Source organism: Variovorax paradoxus (assembly GCF_029919115.1).
Lineage (GTDB): Bacteria > Pseudomonadota > Gammaproteobacteria > Burkholderiales > Burkholderiaceae_C > Variovorax > Variovorax paradoxus_O.
Genome location: NZ_CP123990.1, coordinates 4,747,437 through 4,765,021 on the forward strand (window position 1 = coordinate 4,747,437; position 17,585 = coordinate 4,765,021).

General features: G+C 66.4%; 14 protein-coding genes. All 14 read left to right on the forward strand.

The genetic code is table 11. From position 1 onward, the window contains the following. Nucleotides 1–5 precede the first annotated feature (5 nt). Nucleotides 6–929 carry a 16S rRNA (cytosine(1402)-N(4))-methyltransferase RsmH gene (rsmH, locus tag QHG62_RS22830; RefSeq protein WP_281147917.1) on the forward strand — a complete coding sequence of 308 codons (924 nt, stop codon included), beginning with the start codon at nt 6–8 and terminating at the stop codon, nt 927–929. Then, nucleotides 926–1,273 (forward strand): cell division protein FtsL, encoded by a 348-nt coding sequence (gene ftsL / locus QHG62_RS22835; protein WP_281147918.1) that lies wholly within the window; start codon nt 926–928, stop codon nt 1,271–1,273. The genes rsmH and ftsL overlap by 4 nt, the downstream gene beginning before the upstream one ends. Beyond that, entirely contained in the window at nt 1,270–3,018 is a 1,749-nt protein-coding gene (locus QHG62_RS22840) for a peptidoglycan D,D-transpeptidase FtsI family protein (RefSeq protein ID WP_281147919.1), read from the forward strand. The genes ftsL and QHG62_RS22840 overlap by 4 nt, the downstream gene beginning before the upstream one ends. Before the next feature lie 2 nt (nt 3,019–3,020). Further along, nucleotides 3,021–4,583: a UDP-N-acetylmuramoyl-L-alanyl-D-glutamate--2,6-diaminopimelate ligase gene (locus QHG62_RS22845; protein ID WP_281147920.1), complete on the forward strand. Its 1,563-nt coding sequence runs from the start codon at nt 3,021–3,023 to the stop codon at nt 4,581–4,583. Beyond that, the gene (locus tag QHG62_RS22850) at nt 4,580–6,022 is read left to right on the forward strand and encodes a UDP-N-acetylmuramoyl-tripeptide--D-alanyl-D-alanine ligase (protein ID WP_281147921.1); all 1,443 of its coding nucleotides are present in this window, start codon (nt 4,580–4,582) and stop codon (nt 6,020–6,022) included. Before QHG62_RS22845 ends, QHG62_RS22850 begins: the two co-directional genes overlap by 4 nt. A 15-nt stretch (nt 6,023–6,037) precedes the next feature. Then, on the forward strand, nt 6,038–7,216 hold the full coding sequence (mraY, locus tag QHG62_RS22855; protein WP_126747925.1) for a phospho-N-acetylmuramoyl-pentapeptide-transferase: 1,179 nt from the start codon (nt 6,038–6,040) through the stop codon (nt 7,214–7,216). Between the two features lie 7 nt (nt 7,217–7,223). Continuing rightward, the gene (gene murD / locus QHG62_RS22860) at nt 7,224–9,341 is read left to right on the forward strand and encodes a UDP-N-acetylmuramoyl-L-alanine--D-glutamate ligase (RefSeq protein ID WP_281147922.1); all 2,118 of its coding nucleotides are present in this window, start codon (nt 7,224–7,226) and stop codon (nt 9,339–9,341) included. After that, complete coding sequence (ftsW, locus tag QHG62_RS22865) at nt 9,338–10,636, forward strand: putative lipid II flippase FtsW (protein ID WP_281147923.1); 1,299 nt, start codon at nt 9,338–9,340, stop codon at nt 10,634–10,636. Before murD ends, ftsW begins: the two co-directional genes overlap by 4 nt. Beyond that, nucleotides 10,633–11,697 (forward strand): undecaprenyldiphospho-muramoylpentapeptide beta-N-acetylglucosaminyltransferase, encoded by a 1,065-nt coding sequence (gene murG / locus QHG62_RS22870; protein ID WP_281147924.1) that lies wholly within the window; start codon nt 10,633–10,635, stop codon nt 11,695–11,697. The genes ftsW and murG overlap by 4 nt, the downstream gene beginning before the upstream one ends. Next, nucleotides 11,694–13,136, forward strand: coding sequence for a UDP-N-acetylmuramate--L-alanine ligase (murC, locus tag QHG62_RS22875; protein WP_281147925.1), 1,443 nt, complete (start codon nt 11,694–11,696; stop codon nt 13,134–13,136). The genes murG and murC overlap by 4 nt, the downstream gene beginning before the upstream one ends. Next, nucleotides 13,133–14,104 (forward strand): D-alanine--D-alanine ligase, encoded by a 972-nt coding sequence (locus QHG62_RS22880; RefSeq protein WP_281147926.1) that lies wholly within the window; start codon nt 13,133–13,135, stop codon nt 14,102–14,104. The genes murC and QHG62_RS22880 overlap by 4 nt, the downstream gene beginning before the upstream one ends. Nucleotides 14,105–14,106: 2 nt before the next feature. Beyond that, complete coding sequence (locus QHG62_RS22885) at nt 14,107–14,895, forward strand: cell division protein FtsQ/DivIB (protein ID WP_281147927.1); 789 nt, start codon at nt 14,107–14,109, stop codon at nt 14,893–14,895. Between the two features lie 23 nt (nt 14,896–14,918). Continuing rightward, nucleotides 14,919–16,148, forward strand: a complete 1,230-nt coding sequence (gene ftsA, locus QHG62_RS22890) for a cell division protein FtsA (RefSeq protein ID WP_007832444.1) — start codon at nt 14,919–14,921, stop codon at nt 16,146–16,148. Nucleotides 16,149–16,318: 170 nt separating this feature from the next. Next, complete coding sequence (gene ftsZ, locus QHG62_RS22895) at nt 16,319–17,536, forward strand: cell division protein FtsZ (protein WP_281147928.1); 1,218 nt, start codon at nt 16,319–16,321, stop codon at nt 17,534–17,536. Nucleotides 17,537–17,585 lie beyond the last annotated feature (49 nt).

Here is a 17,585-nt window from a genome sequence, read left to right on the forward strand (position 1 = left end):
CTTGTGTGAACACTCCATGGATTCATACAACCGTGATGCTGAACGAAGCGGTGGAAGCCCTTCTTTCCGGCAGCACGGCGGCGACCGGCACCTACGTGGACGCAACGTTCGGGCGCGGAGGGCATTCGCGCGCCATTCTGGCGAGGCTGGCACCGGAAGGCAGGCTGATCGCATTCGACAAGGATGCGGAAGCGGTGGCCGAAGCAGCGCGCATCTCGGATGCGCGTTTTTCCATCCGGCACCAGGGATTCCGTTCGCTGGGTGAATTGCCCGATGCCAGCGTGGCGGGTGTGCTGATGGACCTGGGCGTGAGTTCGCCGCAAATCGACAACCCGATGCGCGGCTTCAGTTTTCGTTTCGACGGCCCGCTCGACATGCGCATGGATACCACGCGCGGCGAGAGTGTGGCCGAATGGCTGGCAACAGCCGAACTTCAGCAGATTGCAGAGGTGATCCGTGACTATGGCGAAGAACGGTTTGCTGTTCAGATTGCAAAGGCGATTGTTGCTCGCAGACAAGAACGGGGCGCAATTTCAACCACCACCGAACTGGCCGAGCTCGTGGCTGGCACGGTCAAAACCCGCGAGCAGGGCCAGAACCCTGCAACGCGCACATTTCAGGCTTTTCGGATTTTCATCAACGCCGAGCTTGAAGAGCTGCAACAGGCGCTAGAGGCGAGCCTTTCGGTGCTGCAGCCCGGTGGGCGGCTCGCGGTGATCAGCTTCCACTCGCTGGAAGACCGCATCGTGAAGCAGTTCATCGCCAAGCACTCCAAGGAGGTGTACGACCGCCGTGCGCCCTTTGCGGCGCCCAAGGTCATGAAGCTCAATGCGCTCGAGCGCATCAAGCCGTCGGACGCCGAAGTGCGCGGCAACCCGCGCTCGCGCAGCGCCATCCTGCGCGTGGCAGAGCGCACCGAGGCCGCATGACCCGCCTCAACCTGCTCCTTCTGGTGGCCGTCATTGCGACGGCGCTGTACCTCGTGCACACGCAGTATCTGTCGCGCCAGCTGTACACCGAACTCGATCGCACCCAGCAGGAGGCGCGCCGCCTCGAGCTCGACCACGACCGCCTGCAAGTGGAAAAGCGCGCGCAGGCCACGCCGCTGCGCGTGGAAAAGCTCGCCAAGGAGCAGCTCCAGATGCGCACCACCACGCCGGCCATCACGCAATACGTGCGCCCTGACGGCACGGTGATTCCGGCCGTTGTGGCCCCGCCGCCCGCACCGCCGGCGGGCCCGGCGCCCAAGCCTGTTGCGAGGGCCCAGCGATGAGCCGGCGCAGCGTTCGCTACACCACCAGCCCCTTGCTCGCGAGCAAGACGCCGGTGTGGCGCAGCAAGTTCATCGTGGCCGGCATCGCGCTTGGTTTTGTCATGCTGGCAGGCCGGGCTGCGTACGTGCAGGTGTTCAACAACAGCTTCTTCCAGCGGCAGGGCGAAGTGCGCTTTGCGCGCACGCTGGAGCTGCCGGCCAACCGCGGGCGCATTCTTGACCGCAACGGGCTCATCCTGGCCTCCAGCGTGGTGGCGCCGAGCATCTGGGCCATTCCGGAAGACATCGAGCGCGACGACCCCGAGGTGCGCGCCAAGCTCAAGCAGGTGGCCAAGCTGCTCGAAATGCCGCAGAAGGATTTCGACAAGAAGCTCGAGGACGAGGACAAGACTTTCGTCTGGATCAAGCGGCAGGTCGACGAACCCATTGCCAAGCAGATTGCGGCGCTCAACCTCAAGGGCATCTACCAGCGCAAGGAATACAAGCGCCAATACCCGGAGGGCGAGGCCGCCGCGCACGTGGTGGGCTTCACCAACGTCGAAGACAACGGGCAAGAGGGCATCGAGCTTTCCTTCAACAAGGAACTGGCCGGCAAGGCCGGCTCGCGCCGCGTCATCAAGGACCGCCTGGGCCGCGTGGTCGAGGGCGTGGGCGAGCAGGTGCCGCCGGTCGACGGCAAGGACATCCAGCTCAGCGTCGACAGCAAGGTGCAGTTCTTTGCCTATCAGAAGCTGCGCGACGCGGTAACCGCGCGCCGTGCCAAGGCCGGCAGCGTGGTGGTGCTCGACGCCGTGACCGGCGAAGTGCTGGCGCTGGCCAACTATCCGAGCTACGTGCCCGACAAGCGCCAGAACCTCACCGGCGAGCAGTTGCGCAACCGCGCGCTCACCGACACCTTCGAGCCCGGCTCGACCATGAAGCCGATCACCGTGGCCATGGCTCTCGAGGCCGGCCGCGTGAAGCCGTCCACGCTCATCGAAACCTCGCCGGGCCGCTACCAGATGGGCGGCTTCACCATCAGCGACACGCACAACTACGGCACGCTCACGGTCGAAGGCGTCATTCAGAAGTCGAGCAACGTGGGCGCTCTGAAGATCGCGCAGAAGATGTCACCGCACGAAATGTGGGACACCTACACAGCGCTTGGCTACGGCCAGAAGCCTCAGATCCAGTTTCCCGGCGCGGTGACCGGGCGCCTGCGCCCCTGGAAGACCTGGAAGCCGGTCGAGCAGGCGACCATGGCCTACGGCTACGGCCTGTCTGCATCGCTGTTTCAAATGGCGCATTCGTACACAGCGTTTGCGCACGACGGCGCGATCATTCCGGTCACCATCCTCAAGAACACCGAGTCGCCCGTGGGCGTGCGGGTGTTCTCGCCGTCGAACGCGCTGGCGGTGCGCAAGATGCTGCAGATGGCTGCGGGGCCGGGCGGCACGGGAACGCGCGCGCAAACCATCGGCTATTCGGTCGGCGGCAAGTCGGGCACGGCGCACAAGCAGGTTGGCAAAGGTTACGCAAGCAACAAATATCGGGCGTGGTTCACCGGCATGGCGCCAATTGAAAAGCCGCGAATCATCGTCGGCGTGATGATCGACGAGCCGAGCGACGGCCAGTACTTCGGCGGCGTGGCCGCCGCGCCTGTTTTCAGCGAAGTCGTGCAGCAGACCCTGCGCATGATGAACGTTCCGCCCGACCTCGCGGTCAAACCCCTGGTGGTGACGCAAGGCGTCGACGAGAGCTTCTGAGCATGCTGACACTCACATCCCCCCAGCTCGCCGCGCTCTGGCTCCAGGAGCGCGTGCAGGGTGCGCTGCATGCGGACAGCCGGCCGGTGGGCGCCGGCGACGGTTTCATTGCATGGCCCGGCGCCGCAACCGATGGCCGCAAGCACGTGGCGGCCGCACTGGCGCAAGGCGCAGCAGCCTGCCTGGTCGAGCACGATGGCGTCGAAGCTTTCGGCTTCGACAAGGGCGAGTTCAGCGACCGCATTGCGAGCTACCCGGGCCTCAAGGCCGCCACGGGCCCCATTGCCTCGGCGTTCTACGGCAACCCGTCGGCTGCGCTCGAAGTGCTGGCGGTAACAGGCACCAACGGCAAGACGTCCACCGCCTGGTGGCTGGCCGAAGCGCTGTCCACCTTGACCGTGCCCGGCGGCGTGCGCACCCTGCGGCTCGACGGCAGCACCGAGCGCTCTGTGCCGTCGCCCTGCGCGGTCATGGGTACGCTGGGCATCGGCGTGCCGCCGGCGCTCACCTACACCGGCCTCACCACGCCGGACCCGGTCATGATGCAGCGCGAACTGCGCGCCTTGGTCGAACGCGGCTTCGGTGCTTGCGCCATCGAGGCTTCGTCGATCGGCATTGCCGAACGGCGGCTCGACGGCGCGCGCATTGCGGTGGCCGTGTTCACCAATTTCACGCAGGACCACCTCGACTACCACGGCAGCATGGAAGCCTACTGGCAAGCCAAGGCCGAGCTGTTCCGCTGGCCTGCACTGCGCGCCGCAGTGATCAACATCGACGACGTGCATGGCGCCAGCTTGTGCGCAAACCTGATCGAAGCCGGCGTCGGCGCACTCGACGTGTGGACCGTTTCGGCTGCCGGTTCCCCGGCGCGATTGATGGCACGCGACGTGGGTTACGACGCGCAGGGGTTGCAATTTTCGGTGGCCGAGCACGGCACCGATGCGGTGGAGCGCATCTCCACCGGACTGATCGGCCAGTACAACGTGGCCAACCTGCTGGGCGTGCTGGGCACGCTGCGCGCGCTCGGCCTGACGCTGTCACAGGCCGTGGCGGCGTGCGCCAACCTCGGCAGCGTGCCGGGCCGCATGGAGCGCGTGGGTGCCGGCGCCGACGCGCCGCTGGCGGTGGTCGACTATGCGCACACGCCGGACGCACTCGACAAGGCGCTGGCCGGCTTGCGCCCGCTCGCGCAGCAGCGCGGCGGCGCGCTCTGGTGCCTGTTCGGCTGCGGCGGCGATCGGGATCCGATCAAGCGCCCGATGATGGCGGCGGTGGCCGAGCGCCAGGCCGACCACGTGATCGTGACCAGCGACAACCCGCGCAGCGAAAACCCCGACGCGATCATCAGCCAGGTGTTGCTCGGCCTGTCGCGACCTGAAGCTGCGCAGGTGCAGCCCGACCGAGCTGCTGCCATTGCCGACGCCATTGCACAGGCCGCGCCGCAAGACGTGGTGCTGATCGCCGGCAAGGGACATGAAGCCTGGCAGGAAATGGCCGGCCAGCGCATCCCGTTCTCCGACCGGGCGCACGCGCAGGATGCGCTGGCCAAGCGAGGTGCCGCATGAGCGAGCCGATGATGCTCACGCTGGGCCAGGCGCAGCAATGGATTCCGGGTGCGCGCCTGGTGGGCGATGCCAAGATCGCCATTGCCCGCGTCCACACCGACACCCGCACGCTGTCCGCCGGCGACCTGTTCGTCGCGCTCAAGGGCGAGCGCTTCGATGCCAACGAGTTCCTGGCCGATGCCAAGGCGCAAGGCGCCGTCGCTGCGCTTGCGCACCATGGGCTGGAGGCTGCGGGTCTTGCCGGCCTCGAAGTGCCGGATTCGCTCACGGCGCTGGGCGCGCTGGGCGCACGCTGGCGCGCGCAGTTCGATCTGCCGCTGATCGCGGTGACCGGCAGCAACGGCAAGACCACGGTCACGCAAATGATCGCGGCCATCCTGGTTGCCTTCAGGGCGGATCGCGCATTGGCGACGGCCGGCAACTTCAACAACGAGATCGGCGTGCCGCTCACGCTGCTGCGCCTGCGTGCCAAGCACCAGCTTGCGGTGGTCGAGCTGGGAATGAACCATCCGGGTGAGATTGCGCGCCTTGCTGCCATTGCGCGCCCGACGATTGCCCTGGTGAACAATGCCCAGCGCGAGCACCTCGAGTTCATGGCGACGGTCGATGCGGTGGCGCGCGAGAACGGCGCGGTGTTTTCCTTCTTGCCCGAAGGCGGTACTGCGGTGTTCCCGCACGGCGACGAGTTCACGCCGCTGTGGAACGGCATGGCCCACGACGGCGCGCCGCGCCGCTGCATGACCTTCGGCGAGCAGGCGGACGCCGACATTTCGCTGGTCCGCGCCGAATGGCAGCAGGGCGCGTGGCAGGTGCATGTGCGCACGCCGCTCGGCAACTTCGATGCACGCCTGCACATTGCGGGCCGGCACAACGTCGTCAATGCGCTTGCTGCGACTGCCTGCGCGCTCGCAGCCGGTGTTCCGCTGCAAGCCATTGCGGCGGGCCTCACAAGGTTCCAGCCGGTGAAGGGCCGCTCCAAGGCAAGCGAGGTCGTGCTGCCCGGCGGGCACCCGATCACGCTCGTGGACGACAGCTACAACGCCAACCCCGATTCCGTGCGCGCCGCCATCGACGTGCTCGCTGCATTGCCGGGCCCGCGCCTGCTGGTGCTCGGCGACATGGGCGAGGTGGGCAACCGCGCGGCCGAATTCCATACCGAAGTCGGCGACTGGGCGCGGCAGCGCGGCATCGAGGCGGTGTATGCGCTGGGCGCGGAAACCGCGCACAGCATTGCCGCGTTCGGCGGCGCCGGCAGCGGGGAGCACGGCAATGACGGCCGGCACTTCGACGAAATCGACGCGCTCAACGCTGCAGTGCTGGCGCGCCTGCCGCAGGTCGGCAGCGTGCTGGTCAAGGGCTCGCGCTTCATGAAGATGGAGCGGGTGGTGCAGGCCATCGAGCAATCACAACAACAAAAGGAGGCCGGTCATGACGCATGAGCCGAGCAAGACAACATGCTGATGAGCCTGGCCCAGTGGCTGCAAACACTTTCGCCCGAGTTCGGGTTCTTGCGCGTTTTTCAGTACCTCACGTTCCGTGCGCTGATGGCTTCGCTGACTGCCCTCGTGGTCGGCCTGGTCGCCGGCCCCTATGTGATCCGCCGCCTGGCTGCCTTGAAGATCGGCCAGCCGGTGCGCGGCTATGGCATGGAAACGCACCTGACCAAGAGCGGCACGCCCACCATGGGCGGCGTGCTGGTGCTGTTCGCCATTGCCTTTGCGACGCTGCTGTGGTTCGACCTGTCGAACCGTTTTGTCTGGATCGTGCTGTGGGTGACGATGGGCTTCGGCGCCATCGGCTGGGTCGACGACTGGCGCAAGGTGGTGCGCAAGGACCCGGAAGGCATGCGCTCGCGCGAGAAGTATTTCTGGCAGTCGGTGGTCGGCCTGATCGCCGGCTTCTACCTGCTCTTCAGCATTTCGGAAAGCTCCAACTGGCGCGTGCTGCAGCTGTTCTTTGCCTGGGTGCAGTCGGGCTTCGACCTCGACTTTCCGCCGAAGATCAACCTCCTGGTGCCGTTCTTCAAAGAGGTGAGCTATCCGCTGGGCGGCATCGGCTTTGTGGTGCTGACGTACCTGGTAATCGTGGGCGCGAGCAATGCCGTCAACCTGACCGATGGCCTGGACGGCCTGGCGATCATGCCGGTGGTGATGGTGGGCTCTGCGCTGGGCGTGTTCGCCTACGTCACGGGCAGCGCCGTGTACTCCAAGTACCTGCTGTTCCCCAACATTCCGGGCTCAGGCGAACTGCTGGTGTTCTGTTCGGCCATGGCCGGCGCGGGGCTGGCTTTTCTCTGGTTCAACACCCATCCGGCCCAGGTCTTCATGGGCGATGTGGGCGCGCTCGCACTCGGGGGCGCGCTTGGCACCATCGCGGTCATCGTGCGCCAGGAGATTGTGTTCTTCATCATGGGCGGCATCTTCGTGGTCGAGGCGATCTCGGTGATGGCGCAGGTCATGTACTTCAAGTACACCAAGAAGCGCTACGGCGAAGGCCGGCGCGTGCTCAAGATGGCGCCGCTGCACCACCACTTCGAGAAAAGCGGCTGGCGCGAGACGCAGGTCGTGGTGCGCTTCTGGATCATCACGATGCTGCTGTGCCTCGTGGGTCTTTCAACGCTGAAGCTGCGGTAACGGGCACATGCGACACCTGAAAGACCTCCCCGTATTGATCCTCGGCCTTGGTGCGTCCGGGCTGGCGATGGCGCGCTGGTGCGCACGCCACGGCGCACAGGTGACCGTGGCCGATACGCGCGAGGCGCCCGCACTGCTTGAAACACTGCGCGCGGAGCTGCCCGAGGTGACGTTTGTCGGCGGACCGTTCTCGGCTGCGCTGATCGAAGGCACGCCGATCCGGGCCGTGTACCGTTCCCCGGGCCTTTCGCCTGCCACGATCGCACCGGTCGCCGATGCGGCGCGCGCCGTGGGCCTGCCGGTCGGCGGAGAACTCGATCTCTTTGCGCGTGCGCTGCAGGATCTGCGGACCGTCGAAGTGCCGGCGGAAGCGGATCCCGAAACTGAGACCCCGGCCGAAGTTGAACTGGGCGCAGAGCCGCCCGTGGAAGTCGCCGAGCCCGAAGCACAGGCCGAATTGGCGCTGGAAGCCGAGCCGGCGGAAGCTGCTGCGCCTGTCGAGCAGGCCGGAGTTCCGCCGGAGTCGGCAGCGGCTCCGGTGGTAACCGAAGCCGCGGAAGCGCCTTCCGAAGTGCCTGAGCCGGCCGAGCCAATCCAGGGCGAGCCGGAGGGCGAACCCGTCCCCGCGATGGCCGAAGCCATGCCGCGCGATCCTTCCCTGAGCGTTCCTGTCTCACCGCCGGCGGACGAAGCACCTGCGGAACAAACGCCGGATGCGCCCGCTGCGTCGCCAGGGCCCGCCGCTGCATCCAGGCTGCCGAGCACCGGCAAGCCCTACATGCCTACAGCGGCCAGGGAAGCCGCCGAATTCGTCGCCAAGATTGCCGAGCTCTCCGCCTCCAACCCGGCTTCCGCGGCCGTCGAGGAAGAGCCGACGGCCCAGCTCCCCTTGGTGCCGATCGAAGAGCCGCCTGCTCCCAAGGGCTACACGCCCGCCGTGCTCGCCATTACCGGCACCAACGGCAAGACCACCGTCACCGCGCTCACCGGCCAGCTGGTCGAACGTGCGGGCAAGACCGTGGCGGTCGCAGGCAACATCGGCCCCACGCTGCTCGACACCCTGGCTGCGCACATCGACGCCGAGACGCTTCCCGACGTGTGGGTGCTCGAACTCTCGAGCTTCCAACTCGACGGCGTGCAGGGCTTCGAGCCCACCGCCGCAACGGTGCTCAACCTCACGCAGGACCATCTCGACTGGCATGGCGACATGCCGGCTTACGCATCGGCCAAGGCACGCATCTTCGGCGCGCAGGGCCTCATGGTGCTGAACCGCGACGACCCGGGCGTGATGGCGATGCTTCCCGCACCGGTCAGGGTCAAGCTGCAGCGTCCGCAGATCCGCACGCACATCACTTTCGGCAGCGCGATGCCGCTGCGCCCGGGCGACTACGGCATCGAGCGCGTCAACGGCATGGCCTGGCTGGTCCGCGCACTCGAGGCGGACGAAACGCAAAAGCGCAAGCGCGGCGCGGTGGTGGAAGAAGAAATCTTCCTTCAACGCCTCATGCCCGCCGACGCCTTGCGCATCCGCGGGCGGCACAACGCCATGAACGCATTGGCCGCGCTTGCGCTCGCCAGCGCCGCCGATTGCCCGCTCGGCCCCATGCTCTACGGCTTGCGCGAGTACCGCGGCGAGCCGCATCGCGTCGAACCGATCGCGCTGGTGGACGATGTCGAATACTTCGACGACAGCAAGGGCACCAATGTGGGCGCCACCGTTGCGGCCCTGAGCGGCCTTGGCGAAGACCGGCGCGTGGTGGTCATTCTTGGCGGCGAAGGCAAGGGGCAGGACTTCGAGCCGCTCGCGGAGCCCGTGCGCCAGTACGCACGCGCCGTGGTGCTCATCGGCCGCGACGCGCCGCTGATCGAACAGGCGCTGTCTTCCACCGGCGTTTCGCTCATGCATGCGGGCTCGATGGAAGAGGCCGTGAACCTTGCCGCCGCGCGCGCGAACCCGGGCGATGCCGTGCTGCTGTCACCGGCCTGTGCAAGCTTCGACATGTTCAAGGACTACGAGCATCGCGCCGCGGTGTTCCGCGAAGCCGTGCAAACGCTGGCGGACAACCCGCGCGAGGCGGCCTCGTCGAACGATGCCGACTTTTCTTCTTCGGGAGACCCGGTTTGAACACTGCAACCGCCGGCGCCACGCCCAACACCAAGCCCCGCCGTTTCGGCGGCTGGTTCGGTCGCGCGCGCAGCGGCATCGACGCCTTGCCCATGCACCTGCCGGTGCGGCTGGGCGGCGCCGGCATCGCGCAGACCAAGGCCGCGCCAATGCGCGTGCTGGGTTTCGACCAGGCATTGGTCTGGGTGACTGTCGCGTTGCTCACCTGGGGCCTGGTGATGGTGTATTCGGCCTCCATCGCGCTGCCGGACAACCCGCGCTTCGCACGTGCGGGCTACGGGCCGGTGTTCTTTCTCACGCGGCATGCGGCCTCGGTGGCGTTTGCGTTCGTCGCGGCCCTGCTGGCCTTTCAAATTCCCATGAAGACCTGGGAGCGTTCCGCGCCCTGGCTCTTCGTGGCCTCGCTGCTGCTGCTGGTGGCGGTGCTCATTCCGCACATCGGCATCAACGTGAACGGCGCGCGGCGCTGGCTGCCGCTGGGCTTCATGCGCTTTCAGCCCTCCGAGCTCGCCAAGCTCGCAATGGTGCTCTATGCCGCCAGCTACATGGTGCGCAAGATGGAAATCAAGGAGCGCTTCTTCCGCGCGGTGCTGCCCATGGGCATTGCCGTGGTGGTGGTGGGCATGCTGGTCATGGCCGAGCCCGACATGGGCGCCTTCATGGTGATTGCCGTGATTGCCATGGGCATCCTGTTTCTGGGCGGCGTGAACGCGCGCATGTTCTTCGTCATTGCCGCACTGGTAGTGGTGGCCTTCGGCACCATCGTCGCCACCAGCCCATGGCGGCGCGAGCGCATTTTTGCGTACCTCGATCCGTGGAGCGAGGAGCATGCGCTGGGCAAGGGCTACCAGCTTTCGCACTCGCTCATCGCCATCGGCCGCGGCGAGATCTTCGGCGTGGGCCTGGGCGGCAGCGTCGAGAAGCTGCACTGGCTGCCTGAGGCGCACACCGACTTCCTGCTGGCAGTGATCGGCGAAGAGTTCGGCCTGGTCGGCGTGTTGCTGATCATCGGCATGTTCCTCTGGCTGACCCGCCGCATCATGCACATCGGCCGCCAGGCGATTGCGCTGGACCGCGTGTTCTCGGGGCTCGTGGCCCAGGGCGTGGGCGTGTGGATCGGCTTCCAGGCCTTCATCAACATGGGTGTGAACCTGGGCGCGCTGCCGACCAAGGGGCTGACGCTGCCGCTGATGAGCTTTGGCGGCTCGGCCATCCTGATGAACCTGGTGGCGCTGGCCGTGGTGCTTCGTATCGATTATGAGAACCGTGTGCTGATGCGCGGAGGCCGCATATGACCGGCCGCACCGCACTGGTCATGGCCGGTGGCACCGGTGGCCACATCTTTCCAGGACTCGCGGTCGCCGAGGCCTTGCGCGAGCGCGGCTGGCGTGTGCACTGGCTGGGCGCGCCCGGCAGCATGGAAGAAAAACTGGTGCCGCCGCGCGGCTTTGCGTTTGAGCCGGTCCAGTTCGGCGGCGTGCGCGGCAAGGGGCCGCTCACCCTGTTCCTGCTTCCGCTGCGGCTCTTGCGGGCTTTCTGGCAAAGCCTTGGCGTGGTGCGCCGCGTCAAGCCCGACGTGGTGGTTGGCCTTGGGGGCTACATCACTTTTCCGGGCGGGCTGATGAGCGTGCTGCTCAACAAGCCGCTGGTGCTGCACGAACAGAACTCGGTTGCCGGTCTTGCCAACAAGGTGCTGGCGAGCGTGGCCGATCGCGTGTTCACGGCTTTTCCCAATGTGCTCAAGAAGGCGCATTGGGTGGGCAATCCGCTGCGAGCGGCGTTCACCTCGCAACCTGCCCCGGCCGTGCGCTTCGCGGGCCGCAGCGGTCCGCTCCGGCTGCTGGTGGTTGGCGGCAGCCTGGGTGCGAAGGCGCTCAATGCCGTGGTGCCGCAGGCGCTTGCGCGCATCGAGCCGGGCACCCGTCCACGGGTGCTGCACCAGAGCGGCGCCAAGCAGATCGACGAGCTGCGCGCCAACTACGCCGCGGCCGGTATCGAGGGCGAACTCACGCCGTTCATCGAAGACACCGCGCAGGCCTATGCGGACGCCGACATCATCGTCGCGCGCGCCGGGGCCAGCACCGTCACAGAAATCGCGGCCGTCGGCGCAGCAGCGCTGTTCGTGCCTTTTCCTTCGGCGGTCGACGACCACCAGACCACCAACGCGCGCTTCCTCGTCGATGCGGGCGGCGGCTGGCTGGTGCAGCAGACCGACCTCACACCTGAATTGCTGGCTGACTTGCTACAGAAAACCGAGCGCACCGCGCTGATCGACAAGGCCGCCAAGGCCAAAACCATGCAGAAGACCGAAGCAGTGGAAGCGGTCGTCCGCGCCTGCGAGGAGCTTGCCAAATGAAGCACGCGATTCGTCATATTCACTTCGTGGGCATCGGCGGCTCGGGCATGAGCGGCATTGCCGAGGTGCTGCTGAACCTGGGCTACCGCATCACGGGCTCCGACCTTGCCGACAGCGCCACGCTGCGGCGGCTTGCGAGCCTGGGCATCGGTACCTTTGTCGGGCATGCGGCCGCGCACATCGAGGGCGCCGACGCGGTCGTCACATCTACCGCGGTGCAGTCGGACAACCCTGAAGTTCTGGCGGCGCGCGAAAAGCGCATTCCCGTGGTGCCGCGCGCCATGATGCTGGCCGAGCTGATGCGCCTGAAGCAGGGCATTGCCATTGCGGGCACGCACGGCAAGACCACCACCACGAGCCTGGTGGCAAGCGTGCTCGAAGCCGCAGGGCTCGACCCGACCTTTGTGATCGGCGGCCGGCTGAACAGTGCCGGCGCCAACGCGCAGCTCGGCAGCGGCGACTACATCGTGGTGGAGGCGGACGAATCCGACGCTTCGTTCCTGAACCTGCTGCCCATCATGGCGGTGGTCACGAACATCGACGCCGACCACATGGAAACCTACGGGCACGACTTCGCGAAGCTCAAGAAGGCGTTCGTCGATTTCCTGCACCGCATGCCGTTCTATGGCGTGGCGATCTTGTGCACCGACGATCCGGCGGTGCGCGACATCGTGGGCGAGGTTACTTGCCCGGTCACCAGCTACGGGTTCGACGAAGGCGCCCAGGTGCGCGCGGTGGACGTGCGCGCGGTGGGCGGGCAGATGCATTTCACGGCGCAGCGCCGCAACGGCGTCACGCTGCCCGACCTGCCCATCGTGCTGAACCTGCCTGGCGAGCACAACGTGCGCAACGCGCTCTCGGTGATCGCGGTGGCGGTGGAGCTTGGTATTCCCGACGAAGCAGTGCAGCGCGGGCTGGCCGGCTTCAAGGGCGTGGGCCGCCGCTTCCAGAGCTATGGCGACGTTGCGGTGCAAGGCCAAGCCGGGGTGGATGCACCGGGCACCTTCACCGTGATCGACGACTACGGTCACCACCCGGTCGAAATGGCCGCGACCATTGCCGCTGCGCGCGGCGCGTTCCCGGGCCGCCGGCTGGTGCTGGCTTTTCAGCCGCACCGCTACACCCGCACCCGCGATTGCTTCGAAGACTTCGTGAAAGTCATCGGCAACGCCGACGCTGTATTGCTTGGCGAGGTGTACGCCGCGGGCGAGCCGCCCATCGTGGCGGCCGACGGCCGCTCGCTGGCGCGCGCCCTCCGCGTGGCCGGCAAGCTCGAGCCGGTGTTTGTGGACGACATCAATGCCATGCCACAAGCCATTTTGGACAACGCGCGTGCCGGCGACGTGGTGCTTTGCATGGGTGCGGGCTCCATTGGTGCGGTGCCGGGCAAGGTTGTCGAAATTGCCACTGCGGCGAGCGGCGCGGAGGTTACCCCATGACTCTTCAAGACCCAAAGCAATTCGGCAAGGTTGCCGTGCTGTTCGGCGGAAGCTCCGCCGAGCGCGAAATTTCCCTCATGTCCGGCAATGGCGTGCTTGAGGCGCTGCGCTCGCGCGGCGTCGATGCGCATGCTTTCGATCCGGCCGAACGCGACCTGGTCGAGCTTCGGCGCGACGGCTTCGCGCGTTGCTTCATTGCGCTGCACGGCCGGCATGGCGAAGACGGAACGGTGCAGGGTGCGCTCGAGTTGCTCGGCATTCCCTACACCGGCTCGGGCGTGATGGCTTCGAGCGTGGCCATGGACAAGGTCATGACCAAGCGCATCTGGCAGGCCGACGGCTTGCCGACGCCCAAATACGTGCGCCTGGCCTTCGACCAGCAAAGCCGCGAGCAGATTCGCGCCGTGCCGGACGTGCTGGGGCTACCGCTCATCGTGAAGCCGCCGCGCGAGGGCTCTTCGATCGGCGTGACCAAGGTCGAGGGCTACTCGCAGATGCAGGACGCCGTGGCGCTTTCGGCCAGGTACGACGCCGACGTGCTGTGCGAGGAGTTCATCGAGGGCGAGGAAGTGACCTGCGCCGTGCTTGGCAGCGGCCTGGACGCGCACGCATTGCCGGTGGTGCGCATTGCCGCGCCCGAAGGTGCCTACGACTACCAGAACAAGTACTTCACCGACGACGTGAAGTACCACTGCCCAAGCGGCCTGCCGCAGGCCGAAGAGCATGAGATCCAGCGCATCACGCTCGCCGCGTACCGCACGCTCGGCTGCCGCGGCTGGGGCCGTGCCGACGTCATGATTCGCGCGAGCGACCGCAAGCCCTTCCTGCTCGAGATGAACACGTCCCCCGGCATGACCAGCCATTCGCTCGTGCCGATGTCGGCGCGCGCATCGGGCATTGCCTACGAAGACCTGTGCCTGCGCGTGCTGGCATCGGCCTCGCTGGACGCCAAGGGGGGAGCGCAATAGCCATGGCCGACAGCATCCCCGCGCCTTTCGACGTCAAGCTCATGAACATCGTCTCGAACCTCGCGTTCGCGGTGGTGGCGCTCATGCTGCTGGCGGCGGGTGCATGGTGGGTGCTGCGGCAGCCTTTCTTTCCCATTGCCGGCATCAAGGTCGACGGTGACGTGACGCACAACAACGAAGTGACCTTGCGCGCCAACGTGGCGCCCCAGCTCGCGGGCAACTTCTTCACGGTCGATCTTGCCCGCGCGAGAACGGCCTTCGAGTCGGTGCCCTGGGTGCGCAAGGCGGTGGTGAGGCGCGAGTTTCCGAACAGGCTGCGCGTCACGCTGACCGAGCAGGTGCCCGTGGCCAACTGGGGCGACGAGGCGGGCTCGAAGCTGATCAACGGCTTCGGCGATGTGTTCGAAGCCAACGTGGCCGAGGTGGACGACCGCCTGCCGCGCCTGGACGGCCCCATCGAGCAGGCCGGCCAGGTGCTGGGCATGTACCGCGTGATTGCGCCGATCTTCCAGCCCTACGACTTCAGCGTCGACGAGCTCACGCTCTCGAGCCGGGGCAGCTGGAAGGTGGTGCTCAACAGCGGCGCCGAAATCGAGCTTGGCCGCGGCCAGCCCGAAGAAGTGGCCGCCCGCGCACAACGTTTCCTGAAGACCGTGACGCAGGTCGCGGGCCAATACCACCGCACCGCGGCGGACGTCGAAGGGGCCGATCTGCGCCACAACGATGCCTATGCGTTGCGCCTTCGTGGCGTCACCACGGTCGTTACCGACCCGAAGACCAAGAAGAAGTAAATAGCGAATACCGAGGACATTCAATGCCCAAAGAATACAAAGACCTGGTTGTCGGACTCGACATCGGCACCGCCAAGGTGATGGTGGTGGTGGCCGAGGTGCTGCCCGGCGGTGAACTCAAGCTGGCCGGACTCGGCATTGCACCGAGCAACGGCCTGAAGCGCGGCGTGGTTGTGAACATCGACGCCACCGTTCAAAGCATCCAGCAGGCCTTGAAGGAGGCCGAGCTGATGGCCGACTGCAAGATCAGCCGCGTCTACACGGGCATTACCGGCAGCCACATCCGCGGCATCAATTCGAGCGGCATGGTGGCGGTGAAGGACAAGGAAGTGACGCCGGCCGATGTGGCCCGCGTGGTGGAAACCGCGCGCGCCATCAACATCTCGAGCGACCAGCGCCTGTTGCTGGTGGAGCCGCAGGAGTTCGTGATCGACGGCCAGGACGTGAAGGAGCCGATCGGCATGAGCGGCATGCGGCTCGAAGCCAAGGTGCATATCGTGACCGGCGCACAGAGCGCGGCCGAGAACATCATCAAGTGCGTGCGCCGCTGCGGCCTGGAGGTCGACCAGCTGATGCTCAACCCGCTCGCCTCGAGCCAGGCGGTGCTGACCGAGGACGAGCGCGAGCTCGGCGTGGTGCTGGTGGACATCGGCGCGGGCACGACCGACGTGGCGATCTTCACCAACGGCGCAATCCGCCACACGGCCGTGATTCCGATTGCGGGCGACCTCATTACCAGCGACATCGCCATGGCGCTGCGCACACCCACCAAGGACGCCGAAGACATCAAGGTGGAGAACGGCTATGCCAAGCAACTGCTGGCCGACCCCGACACGCAGGTGGAAGTGCCCGGCCTTGGTGATCGCGGCCCGCGCATGCTGAGCAAGCAGGCGCTGGCCGGTGTGATCGAGCCGCGCATCGAAGAGATCTTTTCGCTCGTGCAGCAGGTGGTGCGCGAGTCGGGCTATGAAGAGGTGCTGTCTTCGGGCGTGGTGCTCACGGGCGGCAGCGCGGTGATGCCCGGCATGGTCGAGCTGGGGGAAGACATCTTCCTGAAGCCCGTGCGGCGCGGCATTCCGAAATATTCGAGCGCGCTGTCCGACATGGTCGCACAGCCGCGCGCCGCCACTGTGATGGGTTTGCTCGAAGAAGCGCGCTTCGCACGCATGCGCGGCTTCAAGGTCGCGCAGAAGAACGGATCCGTAAAGACTGCGTTCGGACGTTTCAAGGACTTCATCGTGGGGAACTTCTGACCATGAATCACTCCCCACTCTGGCTCGCACGCGGCGGCCCCCCATTGCATTTCAACGAGCGATGGCGGCGCACAGGTCCACCGCCGCGACGACGGCTACGTTGAACTCGTCAAGACACCAGAAAAATTCATTGATACACAACGGCAACTGCAAAATTCAAGGAGTTAGAAATGACCATCGAAATGATCGAAGTCGAAGAATTCAACCAAGGCACTCAGATCAAGGTGATCGGAGTGGGCGGCGGTGGCGGCAATGCCGTCGCGCACATGATGGAGCGTGGCGTGCAGGGCGTGCAGTTCGTCTGCGCCAACACCGACGCGCAGGCGCTCCAGCGCAGCAATGCCCACAAGAACATCCAGCTGGGCACCAGCGGCCTGGGCGCGGGCAGCAAGCCCGACAAGGGTCGTGAAGCGGCCGAGCTCGCGGTGGACGACATCCGTGCGGCCATCGACGGCGCGCACATGCTGTTCATCACCGCCGGCATGGGCGGCGGCACCGGCACCGGCGCGGCTCCCGTGATCGCACGCGTGGCGAAGGAAATGGGCATCCTCACCGTGGGTGTGGTGACCAAGCCCTTCGACTGGGAGGGCGGCCGCCGCATGACCAACGCCGACGCCGGCCTGGCCGAGCTCGAGGCGAATGTCGATTCGCTGATCGTGGTGCTCAACGAGAAGCTGCTCGACGTGCTGGGCGAGGACATCACCCAGGACGAAGCATTCGCGCATGCCAACGACGTGCTGAAGAACGCCGTGGGCGGCATCTCGGAAATCATCAACGAGTACGGCGGCGTGAACGTCGACTTCGAAGACGTGCGCACCGTGATGGGTGAGCCCGGCAAGGCCATGATGGGCACGGCCGCCGCTGCCGGCCCCGACCGCGCGCGCATCGCCGCCGAACAGGCCGTGGCTTGCCCGCTGCTCGAAGGCATCGACCTCTCGGGCGCCAAGGGCGTGCTGGTGCTGGTGACCGCATCGAAGGGTTCGCTGAAGCTGAACGAATCGAAGCTCGCGATGAACACCATCCGCGCCTACGCTTCGCCCGATGCGCACGTGATCTACGGCGCTGCCTACGACGAAAGCCTGGGCGACGAGATGCGCGTGACCGTGGTGGCCACCGGCCTCTCGCGCGCCGACGCACGCCGCCAGGCACCGACGCTCGAAGTGATTCGTACCGGCACCGACAACATCCCGTTCAACGTGCCAACGCTCGGCACGGGCCATGCGGGCCATGGCGGCCACGGCGTGAGCCAGCCCAACTATGACGGCATGGCGGTTCCCAGCGTGTGGCGTACCAACCGCACGATGGCCGCTGCCAAGGTGGACGCACTGTCGTCGGGCGGCATGGACGACTTCGAGATTCCCGCATTCCTGCGCCGTCAAGCTGACTGAGGCCGGGCCACCGAACGCAGAGGGCACGAAGGTTCGTAAGGGGCACGGG

Coding starts and splice junctions, on each gene's coding strand:
- QHG62_RS22840 (WP_281147919.1), top strand. CDS start 1,270: ATGAGCCGGCGCAGCGTTCGCTACACCACCAGCCCCTTGCTCGCGAGC.
- ftsL (WP_281147918.1), top strand. CDS start 926: ATGACCCGCCTCAACCTGCTCCTTCTGGTGGCCGTCATTGCGACGGCG.
- murD (WP_281147922.1), top strand. CDS start 7,224: ATGCGACACCTGAAAGACCTCCCCGTATTGATCCTCGGCCTTGGTGCG.
- QHG62_RS22880 (WP_281147926.1), top strand. CDS start 13,133: ATGACTCTTCAAGACCCAAAGCAATTCGGCAAGGTTGCCGTGCTGTTC.
- ftsZ (WP_281147928.1), top strand. CDS start 16,319: ATGACCATCGAAATGATCGAAGTCGAAGAATTCAACCAAGGCACTCAG.
- QHG62_RS22885 (WP_281147927.1), top strand. CDS start 14,107: ATGGCCGACAGCATCCCCGCGCCTTTCGACGTCAAGCTCATGAACATC.
- ftsA (WP_007832444.1), top strand. CDS start 14,919: ATGCCCAAAGAATACAAAGACCTGGTTGTCGGACTCGACATCGGCACC.
- QHG62_RS22845 (WP_281147920.1), top strand. CDS start 3,021: ATGCTGACACTCACATCCCCCCAGCTCGCCGCGCTCTGGCTCCAGGAG.
- mraY (WP_126747925.1), top strand. CDS start 6,038: ATGCTGATGAGCCTGGCCCAGTGGCTGCAAACACTTTCGCCCGAGTTC.
- murG (WP_281147924.1), top strand. CDS start 10,633: ATGACCGGCCGCACCGCACTGGTCATGGCCGGTGGCACCGGTGGCCAC.
- murC (WP_281147925.1), top strand. CDS start 11,694: ATGAAGCACGCGATTCGTCATATTCACTTCGTGGGCATCGGCGGCTCG.
- QHG62_RS22850 (WP_281147921.1), top strand. CDS start 4,580: ATGAGCGAGCCGATGATGCTCACGCTGGGCCAGGCGCAGCAATGGATT.